Source organism: Thauera sp. DNT-1 (assembly GCF_055393985.1).
Window position 1 is genome coordinate 3814878 of record NZ_AP043752.1, and the last position, 16944, is coordinate 3831821.

Sequence of the window (16944 nt, forward strand, 5' to 3'; positions counted from 1 at the left end):
ATTCGGGATAATTCGCACTGTTCCTGCCCTGGGAGAGGATCATGGCGCGGCCGTTGCGAATCGAGCTTGCCGGAGGGGTGTACCACCTGACTTCGCGGGGTGACCGTCGCGAGCCGATCTATGCCGACGATGCCGATCGCCTGTTGTGGCTCGATGTCTTCGGCGAGGTGTGCGACCGCTTCAACTGGCGTTGTCACGCGTGGTGCCAGATGGGCAATCACTATCATCTGGTCGTGGAGACGGCCGAGGCGAACCTCTCCCGTGGCATGAGGCAGCTGAACGGGGTGTACACCCAGGCCGTGAATCGACGCCACGGTCGCATCGGCCACGTCTTCCAGGGGCGCTACAAGGCGATCCTGGTCGAGGCCGACGCCTACCTCGTCGAGCTGTCCCGCTATGTGGTGCTCAATCCCGTGCGCGCGGGCCTCTGCGGCGATGCGCGCGAGTGGCCCTGGAGCAGCCATCGCGCGCTCATGGGGCTGGCCGATCCGCCCCCTTGGCTGGCGACGGACTGGGTGCTGGGCCAGTTCGGGACGGAGCGCACGGCCGCCGTGCGTCGATATGAAGATTTCGTCCGCGCGGGCGTCGGCCTGCCGCCGATCTGGGACCGTCTCAACGCGCAGATCTACCTGGGCAGCCAGGCCTTCGCCGACGAGATGGCGCGCACGGTGCCGGACGACGGGCGCCTGAACGAAGTGCCGCGGCTGCAGCGCCGCCCGCAGGGCGCGTCCTTGCAGGCGTACTCGGAAGGCTGTCCGTCGCGGGATGCCGCGATCGCCGAGGCCGCCGCCTCCGGCGCCTTCACCCTCGCGCAACTCGCCGAATTCTTCGGCCTCCACTACAGTTCGATCAGCCGGATCGTCGCCAAGGGCCGGAAGGCGCGCCAGCCTCCCGGCGCCGGGCGAGCAAGCGAGCAAACGAGTAAATGAAAGACCTGACCCCACTGTGTTCCAACCACGACGAGCGCCCGCCCGGCGCCCTCGTCCGCCTGATCGTCATCCACGCCATCAGCCTCCCCCCCGACCAATTCGGCGGCCCCGGAGTCGAGCAACTGTTCACCAACACCCTGGATCCGCAAGCCCATCCCTACTACGCGACCATCCACCACCTGCGCGTGTCCGCCCACTATTTCATCCGCCGCGACGGCCAGCTGCTGTGCTTCGTCGACCCCGATCGACGCGCCTGGCATGCCGGCGTGTCGTGCTGGAAGGGGCGCGAGCGCTGCAACGATTTTTCGATCGGAATCGAGCTCGAGGGCTGCGACACGATGCCCTTCGAGCCCGCGCAGTACGCGCGCCTGGCGGCGCTGGTCGTCGAGCTGGAGCGGCGCTATCCGATCGAGGCGGTGGTCGGGCATTCCGACATTGCGCCCGGTCGCAAGACCGATCCGGGGCCTTTTTTCGACTGGAAGCGGCTTGACGTGATGTGCGAACAGCGCCGCGCAAGCTGCTGATCGGTTGAAACTTCCCGCAAATTCAAGTGTTTCTTGCTGTTGCCCGGGGGGCGTCAGGTTTTGACAATAAACCTGTGAGCGAATACAATCCGCTCCCTGTTGCATTGCAACATTCCTAATCCGATCTCGGTGCGGCGCCTCCTGGAAGGGAGACGCAGTTTCATGGACGCACGCACCGCGGGGCCCGTCGTCTGGTTGCGGCGAAGGGTCTTAACACCTACTGGCGACCGAGTACTCCTGCCCGTCGTGCCGGCCTACCCGCCGAGCGACGCGGACGCTGCCCCACAGGGCGGCGCCGGGCGGCCCCCACCACAGGGCTCGTCCACGGCAGGGCTCAGGCCACAGCATGGAGGACACCATGAAACACGCAACTCGATTCAAGGCGCTCGCGCGTCAGGCGGGCGGCGCGGCGCGCAGTCTGGCGCACGGTGCGGTTCTTTCTGTAAGTCTCATGGGCATGGGCTGGCTCGGCACGCAGAGCGGCGGAGCCATGGACGTGCGCTACGGCGACGTTCTCAGCCAGCCGGCCGAGCCCACTGCATCCGAACTGGCGATGGCCTCGGTCCTATCCTTCGCGCCGCGGCAGGCCGAAGAAGTCGCACCGTCCTTCGTGGCTGCGGTGCCGGCGCTGGCCGCCTCGACGCGGCTGCACGAAAGCCGGCCGGTGGCCGCGCCGGGTCTGGTCGAGCGCAAGGCCGCGCGGGTCGCCGCGGAACCGATCCCGCCGGTGTTCCACCAGCCTGCGCTGCGCGACATCGCAGCGCTGGTCGACAACCCCTTCGAGGAAGAGGGCGCGCTCTCGGACGAAATGGAGCGTGTGCGCGACTGGATCGCCGACACCTACCAGGTCTCCGAGGAGACGATCGAGCCCGCGCTGGCTGCGGCCGAGACGCACGCCGAGGAACTCGGCTTCGACCCTCTGCTGATCGTCGCGATCATGGCGGTGGAGTCGAGCTTCAACCACCGCGCGGTCAGCAACATGGGCGCGCTCGGGCTGATGCAGGTAATCCCGCGCTACCACAAGGACAAGATCGGCCCCAATCGCGGCCGCAACGTCCTCTTCGATCCCGAGGTCAATGTCCGCGTCGGCACCCTGGTGCTGCACGAGGGCCTGCAGCGCTACGGCAGCATGCAGCGCGCGCTGCAGTACTACAACGGCTCGCTCAAGGACCCGAAGGCGCGTTATCCGCGCAAGGTGATGGCGCTGAAGAAGCGCCTGATGCTGATCGCCGGCCGCGATCGTTCCGGCGCGGAGCAGGCGAGCTGAGTTCCTGCGCCTGCAAGCGCGCGGGCGGGGTGTCCGACGGGGGATCGCGACTTGCGTCGCTCCTACGCCGCGCCCGGTGGGGGATCGCGACTGGCGTCGCTGCTACATCGCAGGCGGGGGGGATCGCGACTTGCTTCGCTCCTACATCGCAGCCGGGGCGGTTCATCGCAGCCGGGGCGGTTTCGAGGGCGTGGGGCGTTGCTGCATCCTACGCCGGGGCTCTGCGGGTCTTGCCGTAGGAGCGACGCAAGTCGCGATTCGGGCGCCGATCGAAGTTTGGCGCCGGTCGCAGGCGCCGACCGCCCACCCCTCGGGCGAGCGGCCTCCGGCTCAGCTTCCCAGTCCCAGCCGGCGGATCCGCTCCGCAGCCTCCAGCAGTCGCGCGCCGTGCGTGGTGTACGCGATGCGCAGGTGGCGGCGGGGCAGGTGGTGGCCGAAGTCCAGGCCGGGCGTCGCGGCCACGCCCGCTTCCTCGATCATCCGGCGCGCGAGCGCTTCCGAGTCGTCTGCCAGCGCCGATACGTCCGCATACACGTAGAACGCCCCCTGCGGCTCGGTGGCGATGCCGAAGCCGAGCGCGCGCAGCGCCGGCAGCAGCACGTCGCGGCGCTGGGCGAACTCGTGGCGGCGCTCCTCCAGGATCGCGACCGTCGCCGGCGCGAAGGCGGCGAGCGCGGCGTGCTGCGCCGGCGTCGACGGCGAGATGAAGAAGTGCTGGGCGAGCTTCTCCAGCTCGCGCACGAAGCCCGCCGGCGCCACCAGCCAGCCGAGCCGCCAGCCGGTCATGCCGAAATACTTCGAGAAGCTGTTCACCACGAAGACGTCGTCGGCCGCGTTCAGCACCGGGTCGGCGAGCGCGGTGGCCGACTCCACGCCGTAGGTCAGCCCCTGGTAGATCTCGTCGACCAGCAGCACGCCGCCGCGTGCGCGGGTGCGCCGGTGCAGCGCGGCGATCTCCGCGACCGACAGCAGCGTGCCGGTAGGGTTGGAGGGCGTCGCCACCATCAGCCCGCGGGTGCGCTCGCCCCAGGCGGCGTCGACCTGCTCGGGGCGGGGCTGGTAGCGGCTCGCGGCATCGACCGCGAGCGCGCGCGCGACCCCTTCGAAGGCGCGGATCAGGTGACGGTTGGAGGGATAGCCGGGGTCGGGCAGCAGCCACTCGTCGCCCGGATCCGTGGTGGCGGCGAGCGCCAGCATCAGCGCGCCCGAGGCGCCGGCGGTGACGACGATGCGCTCGGGCGCGACGTCGGCGCCGAAGCGGTCGTGATAGAAGCGCGCGATCGCCTCACGCAGCGCCGGCAGGCCGAGCGCCGGGGTGTAATGCACGTCGCCGCCGGCGAGGAAGCGGGTGGCGGCCTCGACCACCGGCGCCGGGGTGCCGAAGTCGGGCTCGCCGACCTCCATGTGGATGATGTCGCGCCCCTGCGCCTCGAGTTCGCGCGCGCGGCGCAGCAGTTCCATGACGTGGAAGGGCTGGATGTCGGCAGCGCGTTGCGAGAGCAGCGTAGAGCGGAAAGTCGGGGAAGCGGTCATTTCGAGTCCGGGGGGCGGTGTGCCTGCGCTGCACGCAGGGCGTCGCGCAGTTGTCGCAAGCGTTTGCGGTCGGGTAGATCGGTATCGCGCGAGGTCTGTTTCGTCATCAGCATGCCGTCGATATCGAGGGTGCGGATCGGGACGCCTTCGAAGACCACCGTCTGGAGGTGTGGGCGAAGCGCTTCGAAGGTGTGGCCCGCCGCGACGAACAGGAGATCGATGCTGATTTCGCCGTCCGCAGCGGTCGAAAAGCCCTGATCCAGCCACTCCTGCCTGAGCTCTCGCAAGACCTCGCGGCTTTCCGGGATCGTCGCCAGTGCGGCCAGCAAGCGCTTGTTGTTCTCGGCCGCGACGGGCAGGAAAAGGTCGATGTCCTTCGTCGCACGCGGAAAGCCGTGCAGGGCCATCGCGATTCCGCCGATCACCGCATACTCGACGCCGTGTTCCTGCAGGGCTCGTGCGACTCGCCGGACGTCGCTGGTCCGTGGAGCCCGTCTCCTTTCAGTGCTCATCACGACGCTGGTCGAGCGCAAGTCGAAGCGCGCGATCGAGTTCGCGCGCCTCGTCGAAGCGCTGCTTTTCTTCGCGGCTGGTGAAGTGGCGCGCCCTCGCCCGGCCGGCGTCGATATCGAAATCGAGCGCGGGGCCGGCAAGCTGCTGGAGCGGGTCGAGGGCCTGCCTGAGCCAGGCGCTGAAGGCAGCGACCGACATGCCCTGAACACGGATTGCCTGCATCAGCTCCTGCTCGCGCTGGTGATGCGACATCGACTCCAGGTCGGCAAAGTGTCGAACCGTCATGATCGTTTTCCCTGGCCTCGGGAGCAGCTAGTCTAGCCTGTCCCCCCAGCCGCTTCAATTTCGGGCTTGAAAAAGAAAAAGCGCCGGACTGCGGCGCTTTTTCGGAGCGGGCAAGCTCAGGCTCAGTCGGCGTTCAGCGCCAGTTCGAACAGCTCGCGCTTGAGCACCAGCTGGCGCGGCAGGCGGTCCTGCAGCTTGTCGAACCACTCCTTGTGCGAGTTCAGCTCGGCGCGCCAGGCGTCGGCGTCGACCTTGGTGAGCGCCTCGAACTCCTCGCGGCTGACGTCGGCGCCGCTCCAGTCGAGGTCCTCGAAGCGCGGCATCCAGCCCAGCGCGGTTTCCTTGGCGGCGATCTTGCCCTTGCAGCGATCGACGATCCACTTGAGCACGCGCATGTTGTCGCCGAAGCCGGGCCACATGAACTGGCCCTGCTCGTTCATGCGGAACCAGTTCACGCAGAAGATCTTGGGGGTGTCCTCGACCACGTGGCCCATGCGCAGCCAGTGGTTGAAGTAGTCGCCCATGTGGTAGCCGCAGAAGGGCAGCATCGCGAACGGATCGCGGCGCACCACGCCCTGCGCGCCGAAGGCGGCGGCGGTGGTCTCGGAGCCGAGCGTCGAGGCCATGTACACGCCGAAGTTCCAGTTGAAGGCCTGGTACACCAGCGGCACGGTGGTGGCGCGGCGGCCGCCGAAGATGAAGGCCGAGATCGGCACTCCGGCGGGGTCTTCCCAGGCCGGGTCGACCGAGGGGCACTGGCTGGCCGGCGCGGTGAAGCGCGCGTTGGGGTGCGCGGCCTTGCGGCCGGTTTCCTTGGCGATCTCCGGCGTCCAGTCCTTGCCCTGCCAGTCGACCAGGTGGGACGGGGCCTCCTTGGTCATGCCTTCCCACCACACGTCGCCGTCGTCCGTGAGTGCGACGTTGGTGAAGATGATGTTTTCCTTCAGCGTGGCCATCGCGTTGAAGTTGGTCTTCTCGGAGGTGCCGGGGGCGACGCCGAAGTAGCCGTATTCGGGGTTGATGGCGCGGAACTTGCCGTCGGGGCCGGGCTTGATCCAGGCGATGTCGTCGCCGACGGTGGTGATCTTCCAGCCGTCGAAGGACTTCGGCGGGATCAGCATGGCGAAGTTGGTCTTGCCGCAGGCCGACGGGAAAGCGGCGGCGACGTAGGACTTCTCGCCTTCGGGGGACTCGACGCCGAGGATCAGCATGTGTTCGGCCAGCCAGCCCTCGTCACGCGCCATGGTGGAGGCAATGCGCAGCGCGAAGCACTTCTTGCCGAGCAGGGCGTTGCCGCCGTAGCCGGAGCCGTAGGACCAGATCTCGCGCGTCTCGGGGTAGTGCACGATGTACTTGGTCGTGGGGTTGCACGGCCAGCGGCTGTCCTTTTCGCCCTGGGCGAGCGGGGCACCCACGGTGTGCACGCAGGGCACGAACTCGCCGTCGGTGCCGAGCACCTCGATCGCTCCCTTGCCCATGCGGGTCATGATGCGCATGTTGGTGACGACGTAGGGGCTGTCGGAGATCTCGACGCCGATGTGGGCGATCGGGCTGCCGAGCGGACCCATCGAGAACGGGACCACGTACATGGTGCGGCCGTGCATGCAGCCCTTGAACAGGCCGTTCAGGGTCTCGCGCATCACCGCCGGGTCTTCCCAGTTGTTGGTGGGGCCGGCGTCGCCCTTGTTCTTCGAGCAGATGAAGGTGCGGTCCTCGACGCGAGCGACGTCGGAGGGGTCGGACCAGGCGAGGAAGGAGTTCTTGCGCTTTTCCGGGTTCAGCTTGATCAGCATGCCCGATTGGACCATCTCGGCGCACAGGCGGTCGTACTCCTCCTGCGAGCCATCGCACCAGACCACGCGGTCGGGCTCGGTGAGCGCGGCGATTTCGCCGACCCACTTCTTCAGGCCTTCGTGGCGGACGTATTCGGGGGCAGCGGCGATCGCCGCCTGGGCGTGGTTCTGAGACATGTGTACAGCTCTCCCGTGCTGTGATGCGAAACCATTCCCGTCGGTCGGCCATCGTTGTTGCAGGGGCTGCCTGGCCGGCGGGCTGCATGGGCGCCCGAGGCGGGCGCTCCGACTTCCGCTTGCGAGCGCCACTCGGGCAGATCGCCAACGGTTGAGCCCATAATTATGCCATGGCCAGCCCCCGGCCATGAACGGGATCGTAACGATCGGTGTGATGCTTCGGGCTATCGCGACGGACTCCGACGGGCGCGGTATACGTATTTTTCACATCGCAGATTTTGTTTTCGTAATGCGAAAATAAGTGGGTCCGCGGTATGCTTGCGCCGTTGACGCGCGGCGCGCCGGCATGGCGCCCGTCCCACACCCAAAAGACCAAGGAGGAAGACCATGGACGAGCTGATCCGCAGTGCGGCCCTCGACTACCACCGCTATCCGCGCCCGGGCAAGATCTCGGTCACGCCCACCAAGGTGCTGTCCAACCAGCGCGACCTGTCGCTGGCGTATTCGCCCGGCGTGGCCGCGGCCTGCGACGCGATCGTCGAGGACCCGGCCCAGGCGGCCGAGCTCACCGCGCGCTCCAACCTCATCGGCGTGGTCACCAACGGCACCGCCGTGCTCGGCCTGGGCAACATCGGCCCGCTCGCGGCCAAGCCGGTCATGGAAGGCAAGGGCGTGCTGTTCAAGAAGTTCGCCGGCATCGACGTCTTCGACCTCGAGATCGACGAGCCCGACGCCGACAAGCTGATCGACATGATCGCCGCGCTCGAGCCCACCTTCGGCGGCATCAACCTCGAGGACATCAAGGCGCCCGAGTGCTTCTACATCGAGCAGAAGCTGCGCGAGCGCATGAAGATCCCGGTCTTCCACGACGACCAGCACGGCACCGCCATCGTGGTCGGCGCCGCGGTGCTGAACGGCCTGCACCTGCAGGGCAAGGACCTGAAGAAGGTCAAGCTGGTCACCTCCGGCGCCGGCGCCGCGGCGCTCGCCTGCCTCGGCCTGCTGGTCAAGCTCGGCGTGCCGGTCGAGAACATCTGGGTCACCGACATCGAGGGCGTGGTCTACGAGGGCCGCACCGCGCTGATGGACCCGATCAAGGCGCGCTACGCCAAGAAGACCGACGCCAGGAAGCTCGCCGAGGTCATCGAGGGCGCGGACGTGTTCCTGGGGCTTTCGGCCGGCGGCGTGCTCAAGGGCGAGATGGTGGCGAAGATGGCGGCGAATCCGCTGATCCTCGCGCTCGCCAACCCGACCCCGGAGATCCTCCCCGACGAGGTCAAGGCGGTGCGCAGCGACACGATCATCGCCACCGGCCGTTCGGATTACCCGAACCAGGTCAACAACGTGCTGTGCTTCCCCTTCATCTTCCGCGGCGCGCTGGACGTGGGCGCGACCACCATCACCGACGAGATGCAGCTCGCCGCGGTGAAGGCGATCGCCGAACTGGCGCGCGTGGAGCAGAGCGACATCGTCGCCGCCGCCTACGGCGAGAAGGTCGGCGGCTTCGGTCCCGAATACATCATCCCGCGCCCCTTCGATCCGCGCCTGATCGTCAAGATCGCGCCCGCCGTGGCCGAGGCCGGCATGGCCTCGGGCGTGGCGACGCGCCCGATCACCGACTGGAACGCGTACCGCAGCCAGCTCAACAACTTCGTCTGGCACTCCGGCCTGATCATGAAGCCGGTGTTCGCCGCCGCGCACAAGAACCCGAAGCGGATCATCTTCTCGGAGGGCGAATCCGAGAAGGTGTTGCGCGCGGTACAGCAGGTGGTGGATGAGGGCCTGGCGCGCCCGATCCTCATCGGCCGCCCCGAGGTCGTGGCCAAGAACATCGAGCGCTTCGGCCTGCGCCTGGCCGCCGAGCGCGACTTCGAGCTGGTCAATCCGGACTCCGACCCGCGCTTCAACCAGCTCTGGCAGCACTACCACGGGCTGATGGAGCGCAAGGGCGTGTCCGTGGAATACGCCAAGAAGGAGGTGCGCCGCCGCACCACGCTGATCGGCGCGCTGCTGCTCAAGTTCGGCTACGGCGACGGCCTCATCTGCGGCACCTACGGCATGCACCGCCTGCACCGCGAGTTCGTCGAGGACGTGCTCGGCCGCCGCGAGGGCGTCGACCACCTCTACACGGTGAACCTGCTCAGCCTGCCCGGTCGCACGCTCTTCCTCGCCGACACCTACGTCAACTACGACCCCACACCCGAGCAGGTGGTCGAGATGACGCTGCTCGCCGCCGAGGAGATGAAGCGTTTCGGCATCGAGCCGCGCATCGCGTTGCTGTCGCACTCGTCCTTCGGCTCGGCGGATTCGCCCACCGCCGAGAAGATGCGCACGGCAATGCGCATGCTGCACGAGCACCATCCCGAGCTGCAGGTGGAGGGCGAGATGCACGGCGACTCGGCGCTCGATGCCCGCCACCGCCTGCAGATCTTCCCCAACGCCAAGATGCGCGAGGACGCCAACCTGCTGATCTTCCCGACCCTGGACGCGGCCAACATCGCCTTCAACCTGCTCAAGAACGCGGCCGGCAGCGGCATGACCGTGGGCCCGATCCTGCTCGGCGCGGCCAAGCCGGTGCACATCCTCACCCCCTCCGCCACCGTGCGCCGCATCATCAACATGACCGCGCTCACAGTGGTCGAGGCCGGGCAGGCGGGCTGAGCGAAGCCGCGCCCGCCGCCCGATCGCGACTTGCGTCGCTCCCACCGCGCCGGTTTTCCGTGGGAGCGACGCCAGTCGCGATCGCGGCGCTTCCGCACCGACCACGCCCCTCGCCACCGCACCGCCCGATCGCGACTTGCGTCGCTCCCACCGCGCCGGTTTTCCGTGGGAGCGACGCCAGTCGCGATCGCGGCGCTTCCGCACCGACCACGCCCCTCGCCACCGCACCGCCCGATCGCGACTTGCGTCGCTCCCACCGCGCCGGTTTCCCGCCCGATCGCGACTTGCGTCGCGCCTACCGCGCCGGTTTTCCGTGGGAGCGACGCCAGTCGCGATCGCGGCGCTTCCGCATCGACCACGCCCCTCGCTACCGCACCGCGCCCGCGCATTCCTTCCTTGTCCGGTCGGCCTGCGCTGCGCGAAGCTGACGCCATCCCATGGCCGGAGGCGGGCGGATGAGCGCGGACGAAGGGCGGGCGGCGTTGGTGCTGACCGGGGGTGGCGCGCGCGCCGCCTACCAGGTCGGCGTGCTGGCTGCGGTCCGCGAACTGCGCGGCAAGCGCCCCGGCAACCCCTTCCCGATCCTGTGCGGCACCTCGGCGGGGGCGATCAACGCGGTCGCGCTCGCCGTGCACGCGGGCGACTTCGGCCGTGCGGTGCGGCACATCCAGCGCGTCTGGCGCAGCCTGCACGTGGATCAGGTGTACCGCGTCGATCCGCTCACGCTCTTCGGCAGCGGCCTGCGCTGGGGCGCGGCGCTGTTCGGCGGCTGGCTGGTGCGGCAGACGCCACGCTCGCTGCTCGACAACACGCCCTTGCGCGGCCTGCTCGAGCGCGTGCTCGACTTCCCCGCGATCGAGGCCGCGATCGGCCGCGGCGACCTGCGCGCGCTCAGCGTCACCGCCTCGGGCTATTCCTCCGGCGAGAGCCTCGCCTTCTTCCAGGGCGCGCCCGAGCTGCAGCCCTGGCGGCGCGCGCAGCGCCTGGGCGTGCGCGCCGAGCTCGACGTCTGCCACGTGCTGGCGAGCGCGGCGCTGCCCTTCGTCTTCCCCGCGGTGAAGATCCATCGCGAGTATTTCGGCGACGGCTCGATGCGCCAGCTCGCGCCGGTGAGCCCGGCGATCCACCTCGGCGCCGACCGCATCCTGGTGATCGGCGCCGGACGCACCGCCGAGGAGGGGAGAGTGCGTGCAGCGGGCGGCTACCCGTCGCCGGCGCAGATCGCCGGCCACGCCTTGTCGAGCATCTTCCTCGACACCCTCGAGGTCGATCTCGAGCGCCTCGCGCGCATCAACGACACGGTGGGCCGCCTCGACGAGGCCCGCCGCGCCGAGGCGGGGATCGCGCTGCGTCCGCTCGAGTGCCTGGTGATCCAGCCCTCGCAGCGCCTCGACATCATCGCCGCGCGCCATGCGCACAGCCTGCCGGCACAGCTGCGCATCGTGCTGCGCGGGCTGGGCACCTTTCGCCGCGAGGGCTCGACCCTGCTCTCCTACCTGCTTTTCGAACCGAGCTTCACGCGCGCGCTGATCGAGCTCGGCTATCATGACGCGATGACGCGCGCCGGCGAACTGCGCCGCTTCCTGCGCATCGACTCCTGACCCGGGGCGGGGGTGGCGAGCGGACTCGCCGGCGACGCCGCTGCGGGAGTAGAATTCCGCCAGAGTTGGAAACAACTTGAAATCCATTTCGTATCTGCCTATTTTTTAAAGCAGAACGCCTCGAATCCGCCTTCCACCGCTCTCCGTCCCGTCGCCATCATGAAAGTTCGCCCCCTGATCGCCGCGATTGCCGCGATGTTCGCGCTGCAGTCCGGCATGGCCATCGCAGCCCCGAAGGCATCCGGCAAGGCTGCGACGAGCAAGGTTTCCAAGCCGGCCGCGAAGAAGGCCGCGGCCACCGCCCCGGTGCGCAAGGCCGCCGTCAAGCCCGCGCCGAAGAAGGGCGTCGTGGCCAAGGCCGCGGCGTCCGACACCAAGGCGGCCCGTTCCGCCAAGGCTGCGACCCGTGCGTCCGCCAACGCCCGCGGCAAGGCGCCGACGATGCGGGTGAGCCTGCGCAAGCCGGCGGTCGCCGCCGCCGCGCTCGCCGCCCCCGCCGCGGTGCTCGCCGACGAACCGGATACCCCGGTCGCGCTCGACGGCAGCGGCATGCCCGTGCTCGCTTCGAACGCCTTCTACGTGATCAACCAGCGCACCGGCGAGGTGCTGCTCGAGCGCAACGCCACCGAAGTGTTGCCGATCGCCTCGATCACCAAGCTGATGACCGCGATGGTGGTGCTCGATGCGGGGCTGAGCCTGTCCGAGCCGATCGAGATCAACGACGCCGACATCGACCAGCTCAAGGGCACCGGCTCGCGGCTCGCGCTCGGCACCACGCTGTCGCGCGAGGAGATGCTGCAGCTCGCGCTGATGTCGTCCGAAAACCGCGCGGCCTCGTCGCTGGCCCGCCACTATCCGGGCGGCGAGGCCGCCTTCGTCGACGCGATGAACGTCAAGGCTCGCCTGCTCGGGCTGTGGAACACCCGCTTCCATGACAGCACCGGGCTCAACCCGGCCAACGTCTCCAGCCCGCGCGACCTCGCCAAGATGGTCGCAGCCTCGGCGTCCTACCCGCTGATCCGCGAGTTCTCCACCGCGCACGAGCGCTACGTGCCGGTGCACGGCCGCATGCTGCGCTTCGGCAACACCAACTCGCTGGTGCGCAGCCCGGAATGGACGATCAGCGTGTCCAAGACCGGCTACATCTCCGAGGCGGGGCGCTGCCTGGTCATGCAGACCTGGCTGCACCAGCAGCCGGTGGTCATGGTGCTGATGGATTCCTCCGGCCGCTACACCCGCACCGCCGACGCCAAGCGCGTGCGCAAGTGGCTCGAACAGACTGCTCCCCAGCGCCTGGCGGCCGCACCGCAGGGCGCGGGCGGCTGAGCTTCCCGATTACGCAGGTCGAACGACGCGGGGCCGCCCGGTGGGGCAGGCCCCGCGTCGCGTTTGCGGGAGCGCGCGTCCGCGCCGGGCAGCACGGTGCAGGCGGCGTCGAATGCGGCGCTCGCGGGTGCTCCGTGGCGACCACGACTGCAGGGCGGTTGATCTTCGTCAATGGAGCCGGGCAGGGCGCTCACTAAGCTCGCGGGTTCCGACCCCGAACCCACCAGAGAGGATCTCCCCATGGGTGCTGCCCTGCCCGAAACCGCCCCGAGCCGCCTGTTCCTGTCCGGCAACGAGGCCGTGGCGCTCGCCGTGCGCGACGCCGGCTGTCGCGTCGCCGCCGCCTATCCGGGCACGCCGGCGACCGAGATCCTCGAGGAGCTGTCGCGCTTTCCCGACCTGTACACCGAGTGGTCGGTGAACGAGAAGGTCTCGCTCGAGGTCGCGCTCGGCGCCTCGATGGTGGGCGCACGCGCCTTCTGCGCGATGAAGCACGTCGGCCTCAACGTCGCCGCCGACGCGCTGATGACCATGACCGTCACCGGCACCGAAGGCGGCCTCGTGATCGCGGTCGCCGACGACGTCGGCATGTCCTCGTCGCAGAACGAGCAGGACTCGCGCTTCTGGGCGCGCTTCGCCCACCTGCCGCTGTTCGAGCCCGCCGACGCGCAGGAGTCCTACGACATGGCGCGCGAGGCCTTCGCGGTGTCCGAGCGCTTCCGCTGCCCGGCGATCGTGCGCCTGACCACCCGCATCTGCCACGTCAAGGGCCGCGTCGTCGCGGGCGAGCGCGAGGCCCACGAGCCCGCCGGCTTCGTCAAGGATCCGCAGCGCTGGGTCATGGTGCCCGGCCACGCCAAGCCGCGCGTGGCGCTGATGTACGAGCGCGAGGAGGCCTTGCGCGCCGCCTCCGCGCAGAGCCCGTTCAACCTGCTCGTCGAGGGCAGCGACCGCCGCATCGGCTTCGTGACCTCGGGCCCGGCCTACATGCACGTGCGCGAGACCTTCCCCGACGCGCCGGTGTTCAAGCTCGGCCAGTCCTACCCGCTGCCGCTCGAGCGCCTGCGCGAGTTCGCCGCCGGCGTCGACCAGCTCCTGGTGGTCGAAGAGACCGAGCCCCTGGTCGAAAGCGAGCTGCGTGCCGGCGGCATCGCCTGCACGGGCAAGGACGTGCTGCCGCGCGTCGGCGAGCTCTCGCCCGACCGCCTGCGCCCGGCCGTGGCCCGCCTGCGCGGCGAGGAAATCCCAGTCACCGCGCAGCCCCGCCTGGTGCCGCAGCAGGTCTTCCCGCGCCCGCCCACCATGTGCGTCGCCTGTCCGCACCTGGGCATCTATTACACCCTCGCGCAGCTGCGCAACCTCACCATCTCGGGCGACATCGGCTGCTACACCCTGGGCGCCGGCCACCCCTGGAACGCGCTCGACACCTGCATCTCGATGGGCGCCTCGATGGGCGTGGCACTCGGCATGGACAAGGGCCGCGGCCAGGCCGACGCCAAGAAGGCGGTGATCGCCGTGATCGGCGACTCCACCTTCATGCACATGGGCATGCAGGGCCTGCTCGACATCACCTGGAACCGCGGCAACGTCACCGTGCTGCTGCTCGACAACCGCGCGGTGGGCATGACCGGCGGCCAGGACAACCCCGGCACCGGCCGCGACATCCACGGCGAGAGCGCGCAGCGGGTCGACTTCGCCAAGCTGTGCGAGGCGCTGGGGGTGAAGAAGGAGCGCATCCACACGCTCGACCCCTACGAGCTGCCCACGCTGTTCAAGACCCTGCGCGAGGAGATCAAGATCCCCGAGCCCTCGGTGATCATCACCGACCGCCCCTGCGTGCTGATCGACCACTACAAGCCGACCCAGCCCTACAAGGTGATCGCGGACAAGTGCACCGGCTGAGCCAACTGCATCGACGTCGGCTGCCCGGCGATCCACGTCACCCGGCGCGAGACCCAGGTCAAGCCCTCGGGCAAGGAAGTCGAGCTCGCCTTCGTGCGCATCGAGACCTCCGCCTGCACCGGCTGCGGCCTGTGCGTGCAGCCGTGTGCGCCCGAAGCCATCGTCCATGCCCTGCCGGAGCATCCGGTGAAGTTCCTGCACGCCAAGGTCTGAGGAGGCCGCCATGACCATCACCAACATCGCGGTTTGCGGCATCGGCGGCCAGGGTGTGATGACCGCCACCGAGATCCTCGCCGAGGCGGCGCTGTCGCTCGGCTTCGACGTCAAGAAGACCGAGGTCGCCGGCATGAGCCAGCGTGGCGGGGTGGTGACCTCGCACCTGCGCTTCGGTCCGCAGGTGCTGTCGCCGCAGATCATGCCGGGCGAGGCCGACCTGCTCGTCGGCTTCGAGGCCGCCGAGGCGCTGCGCTGGGCGCACATGCTCAAGCCGGGCGGGATCGCGCTGGTCAACCAGGGTCGCTTCGTGCCGCCGGTGGTGACGATCGGCCTCTACGACTACCCCGAGGACCCGATCGGCGAGATGCGCAAGCTCGGGCTGGCGGTGTTCGATTTCGACGCCAGCGCGCTCGCGCTGCAGCTCGGCAACATCCGCCTCGGCAACACCGTGATGCTCGGCGCCATGTCCGACCGCCTGCCCTTCCCGGCCGACGTGCTGCGCAACGCGGTGCTGGCGCGCTTCGGCGCCCGCAAGCCCGAGCTGCTGGAGCTCAACCGCCAGGCTTTCGAGCTCGGCCGCGCCGCAGTCGCACAGCCCGCCCCCGCCCCGGCCACCGCCTGACCCATCGCGGCGCGCAACGCATCCGGGCGTCGGCGTTCGCGCCACGCGTCCGGGTGTCGGTGTCTTGCCGTGGGAGCGACGCAAGTCGCGATTGCAGCCGCGTCCGGCCTTCGGTGTCTTGCCGTGGGAGCGACGCAAGTCGCGATTGCAGTCTTTCCGCCTCGACCACGCCTGTCGCCGCCGCAGCGCAGGATCGCGACTTGCGTCGCTCCCACATCCCACCCCGGGCGTCGTGGTTTTCCCACATTCCACCTCGGGCGTCGTGGTCTTCCCGCACCGGGCCTCGGCGCGTCGGTGTTCGGTCGCAACGCATCCGGGTGTCGGCGTTCGCGCCACGCGTCCGGGTGTCGGTGTCTTGCCGTGGGAGCGACGCAAGTCGCGATTGCAGCCGCATCCGGCCTTCGGTGTCTTGCCGTGGGAGCGACGCAAGTCGCGATTGCAGCCTTTCCGCCTCGACCACGCCTGTCGCCGCCGCGGCGCAGGATCGCGACTTGCGTCGCTCCCACATCCCACCCCGGGCGCCGTGGTTTTTCCACCTCCCACCCCGGGCGTCGTGGTCTTCCCGCATCCGGCCTCGGGGCATCGGTGTCCGCGTGCAGACCTTGCGGCCGTCGCCGCTGCGAGGGGGGCTGCCCGCAAGCGGGCTTATCCCGCCTTTGGCGGAAGATGGCCGAGGGCGCGGGAGATCTCGTCGGCGGTCTCGCGCACCAGTGGGGCCCAGTCGGGGTTGAAGCGTTCGGAAGGGGTCGATAGCGACAGGCCGGCGATCAGCTCGCCGCTGTCGTCGCGGATGCCCGCGGCGATGCAGCGCACGCCGGCCTCGACCTCGTCGAGGTCGAAGGCCACGCCGTGGCGGCGCACGCGGTCGAGCTCCTTCTCCAGCGCCGGCAGCGCGGTGATCGAGGCCGGGGTGGAGGCGGGCAGGGCGGTGCGGCGGGCGTAGTCGCGGATGCGCTCGAGGCCGTCCTCGACCAGGAAGAGCTTGCCGGTGGCGGTGGTGTGCAGCGGCGCGCGCGCGCCCACGATGTGCACCACGCGCACCGAGGCGCGCCCGCTCGAGGTGCGCTCGACATACACGATCTCGTCGCCGGCGCGCACCCCCAGGTTCACGCTCTCGCCGGTGGCGGCGTGCAGCTTGAGCATGTAGGGCATCGCGGTCTCGCGCAGCGAGATGCGCGACTTCACCAGGCTGCCGAGCTCGAGCAGGCGGATCCCGAGCCGGTAGGCGCCGGCCTCGGAGCGCTCGACGAAGCCGCTGTGCGTCATCGCGCCGAGGATGCGGTGCGCGGTCGACGGATGCAGCCCGGTCTCGATCGCGAGCTGCTTGAGCTGGACCGGATCGGCATGTTCGGCCAGCACGTCGAGCAGCTTCATCATGCGTTCGATGACCTGGATCGAGGTCTTGCCTTCGGCACTGGGGGCGGATTCGGTCTTCTTCGGCTGCACGGAGGTTCGGGGAAGGATCGGAAGCTTGCCGGGGCCGGCAAGGAGATCTGGCGAATGGTACCCGTGCGATCCGATTTCGCCTAGTGAAATCAACCCCGATTTGGCGGGGGTCGCATCACCGATATACTCCGCCCGGAATTCGTCCTCAT

The 16944-nt window shown here is 69.2% G+C and carries 12 protein-coding genes and 1 pseudogene; 8 read left to right on the forward strand and 5 right to left on the reverse strand.

The genetic code is table 11. The annotated features are described in order from the left end of the window. The first annotated feature begins 41 nt into the window (after positions 1 to 41). The 3 genes from ACZ5PP_RS17645 (at position 42) to ACZ5PP_RS17655 (ending at position 2720) form a co-directional block, all read left to right on the forward strand. Positions 42 to 929: a transposase gene (locus ACZ5PP_RS17645; protein ID WP_051021687.1), complete on the forward strand. Its 888-nt coding sequence runs from the start codon at positions 42 to 44 to the stop codon at positions 927 to 929. Then, the gene (ampD, locus tag ACZ5PP_RS17650; protein ID WP_043744388.1) at positions 926 to 1453 is read left to right on the forward strand and encodes a 1,6-anhydro-N-acetylmuramyl-L-alanine amidase AmpD; all 528 of its coding nucleotides are present in this window, start codon (positions 926 to 928) and stop codon (positions 1451 to 1453) included. Before ACZ5PP_RS17645 ends, ampD begins: the two co-directional genes overlap by 4 nt. A 358-nt stretch (positions 1454 to 1811) precedes the next feature. Beyond that, the gene (locus ACZ5PP_RS17655; RefSeq protein ID WP_464826387.1) at positions 1812 to 2720 is read left to right on the forward strand and encodes a lytic transglycosylase domain-containing protein; all 909 of its coding nucleotides are present in this window, start codon (positions 1812 to 1814) and stop codon (positions 2718 to 2720) included. A 330-nt stretch (positions 2721 to 3050) separates the two neighbouring features. Here the strand turns inward: ACZ5PP_RS17655 and ACZ5PP_RS17660 are convergent, their stop codons facing one another. The 4 genes from ACZ5PP_RS17660 to ACZ5PP_RS17675 form a co-directional block, all read right to left on the reverse strand. Further along, positions 3051 to 4253 (reverse strand): pyridoxal phosphate-dependent aminotransferase, encoded by a 1203-nt coding sequence (locus tag ACZ5PP_RS17660; protein WP_464826388.1) that lies wholly within the window; start codon positions 4251 to 4253, stop codon positions 3051 to 3053. After that, the gene (locus ACZ5PP_RS17665) at positions 4250 to 4765 is read right to left on the reverse strand and encodes a nucleotidyl transferase AbiEii/AbiGii toxin family protein (protein ID WP_012584844.1); all 516 of its coding nucleotides are present in this window, start codon (positions 4763 to 4765) and stop codon (positions 4250 to 4252) included. The genes ACZ5PP_RS17660 and ACZ5PP_RS17665 overlap by 4 nt, the downstream gene beginning before the upstream one ends. Continuing rightward, positions 4755 to 5051 carry a hypothetical protein gene (locus ACZ5PP_RS17670; RefSeq protein WP_464826389.1) on the reverse strand — a complete coding sequence of 99 codons (297 nt, stop codon included), beginning with the start codon at positions 5049 to 5051 and terminating at the stop codon, positions 4755 to 4757. Before ACZ5PP_RS17670 ends, ACZ5PP_RS17665 begins: the two co-directional genes overlap by 11 nt. 122 nt (positions 5052 to 5173) lie before the next feature. Then, on the reverse strand, positions 5174 to 7021 hold the full coding sequence (locus ACZ5PP_RS17675) for a phosphoenolpyruvate carboxykinase (GTP) (protein WP_464826390.1): 1848 nt from the start codon (positions 7019 to 7021) through the stop codon (positions 5174 to 5176). Between the two features lie 387 nt (positions 7022 to 7408). Between ACZ5PP_RS17675 and ACZ5PP_RS17680 the strand changes: the two genes are divergently transcribed. The 5 genes and pseudogenes from ACZ5PP_RS17680 (at position 7409) to ACZ5PP_RS17700 (ending at position 15349) form a co-directional block, all read left to right on the forward strand. Next, positions 7409 to 9682: an NADP-dependent malic enzyme gene (locus ACZ5PP_RS17680; RefSeq protein WP_464826391.1), complete on the forward strand. Its 2274-nt coding sequence runs from the start codon at positions 7409 to 7411 to the stop codon at positions 9680 to 9682. Between the two features lie 455 nt (positions 9683 to 10137). Continuing rightward, positions 10138 to 11283 (forward strand): patatin-like phospholipase family protein, encoded by a 1146-nt coding sequence (locus ACZ5PP_RS17685; protein ID WP_004303940.1) that lies wholly within the window; start codon positions 10138 to 10140, stop codon positions 11281 to 11283. A 159-nt stretch (positions 11284 to 11442) separates the two neighbouring features. Further along, positions 11443 to 12609 (forward strand): D-alanyl-D-alanine endopeptidase, encoded by a 1167-nt coding sequence (gene pbpG / locus ACZ5PP_RS17690; RefSeq protein WP_273423068.1) that lies wholly within the window; start codon positions 11443 to 11445, stop codon positions 12607 to 12609. Between the two features lie 240 nt (positions 12610 to 12849). After that, positions 12850 to 14724 (forward strand): annotated as a pseudogene (locus tag ACZ5PP_RS17695) (thiamine pyrophosphate-dependent enzyme). A 10-nt stretch (positions 14725 to 14734) separates the two neighbouring features. Further along, positions 14735 to 15349, forward strand: coding sequence for an indolepyruvate oxidoreductase subunit beta (locus ACZ5PP_RS17700; RefSeq protein ID WP_138861140.1), 615 nt, complete (start codon positions 14735 to 14737; stop codon positions 15347 to 15349). 645 nt (positions 15350 to 15994) lie between these two features. On the opposite strand, the gene ACZ5PP_RS17705 is transcribed toward ACZ5PP_RS17700, so the two are convergent. Beyond that, positions 15995 to 16795 carry an IclR family transcriptional regulator gene (locus tag ACZ5PP_RS17705; protein ID WP_004303946.1) on the reverse strand — a complete coding sequence of 267 codons (801 nt, stop codon included), beginning with the start codon at positions 16793 to 16795 and terminating at the stop codon, positions 15995 to 15997. Positions 16796 to 16944: the final 149 nt, after the last annotated feature.

Coding starts and splice junctions, on each gene's coding strand:
- ACZ5PP_RS17665 (WP_012584844.1), bottom strand. CDS start 4,765: ATGAGCACTGAAAGGAGACGGGCTCCACGGACCAGCGACGTCCGGCGA.
- ACZ5PP_RS17655 (WP_464826387.1), top strand. CDS start 1,812: ATGAAACACGCAACTCGATTCAAGGCGCTCGCGCGTCAGGCGGGCGGC.
- ACZ5PP_RS17675 (WP_464826390.1), bottom strand. CDS start 7,021: ATGTCTCAGAACCACGCCCAGGCGGCGATCGCCGCTGCCCCCGAATAC.
- ACZ5PP_RS17700 (WP_138861140.1), top strand. CDS start 14,735: ATGACCATCACCAACATCGCGGTTTGCGGCATCGGCGGCCAGGGTGTG.
- ACZ5PP_RS17680 (WP_464826391.1), top strand. CDS start 7,409: ATGGACGAGCTGATCCGCAGTGCGGCCCTCGACTACCACCGCTATCCG.
- ACZ5PP_RS17660 (WP_464826388.1), bottom strand. CDS start 4,253: ATGACCGCTTCCCCGACTTTCCGCTCTACGCTGCTCTCGCAACGCGCT.
- ampD (WP_043744388.1), top strand. CDS start 926: ATGAAAGACCTGACCCCACTGTGTTCCAACCACGACGAGCGCCCGCCC.
- ACZ5PP_RS17645 (WP_051021687.1), top strand. CDS start 42: ATGGCGCGGCCGTTGCGAATCGAGCTTGCCGGAGGGGTGTACCACCTG.
- ACZ5PP_RS17670 (WP_464826389.1), bottom strand. CDS start 5,051: ATGACGGTTCGACACTTTGCCGACCTGGAGTCGATGTCGCATCACCAG.
- ACZ5PP_RS17685 (WP_004303940.1), top strand. CDS start 10,138: ATGAGCGCGGACGAAGGGCGGGCGGCGTTGGTGCTGACCGGGGGTGGC.
- pbpG (WP_273423068.1), top strand. CDS start 11,443: ATGAAAGTTCGCCCCCTGATCGCCGCGATTGCCGCGATGTTCGCGCTG.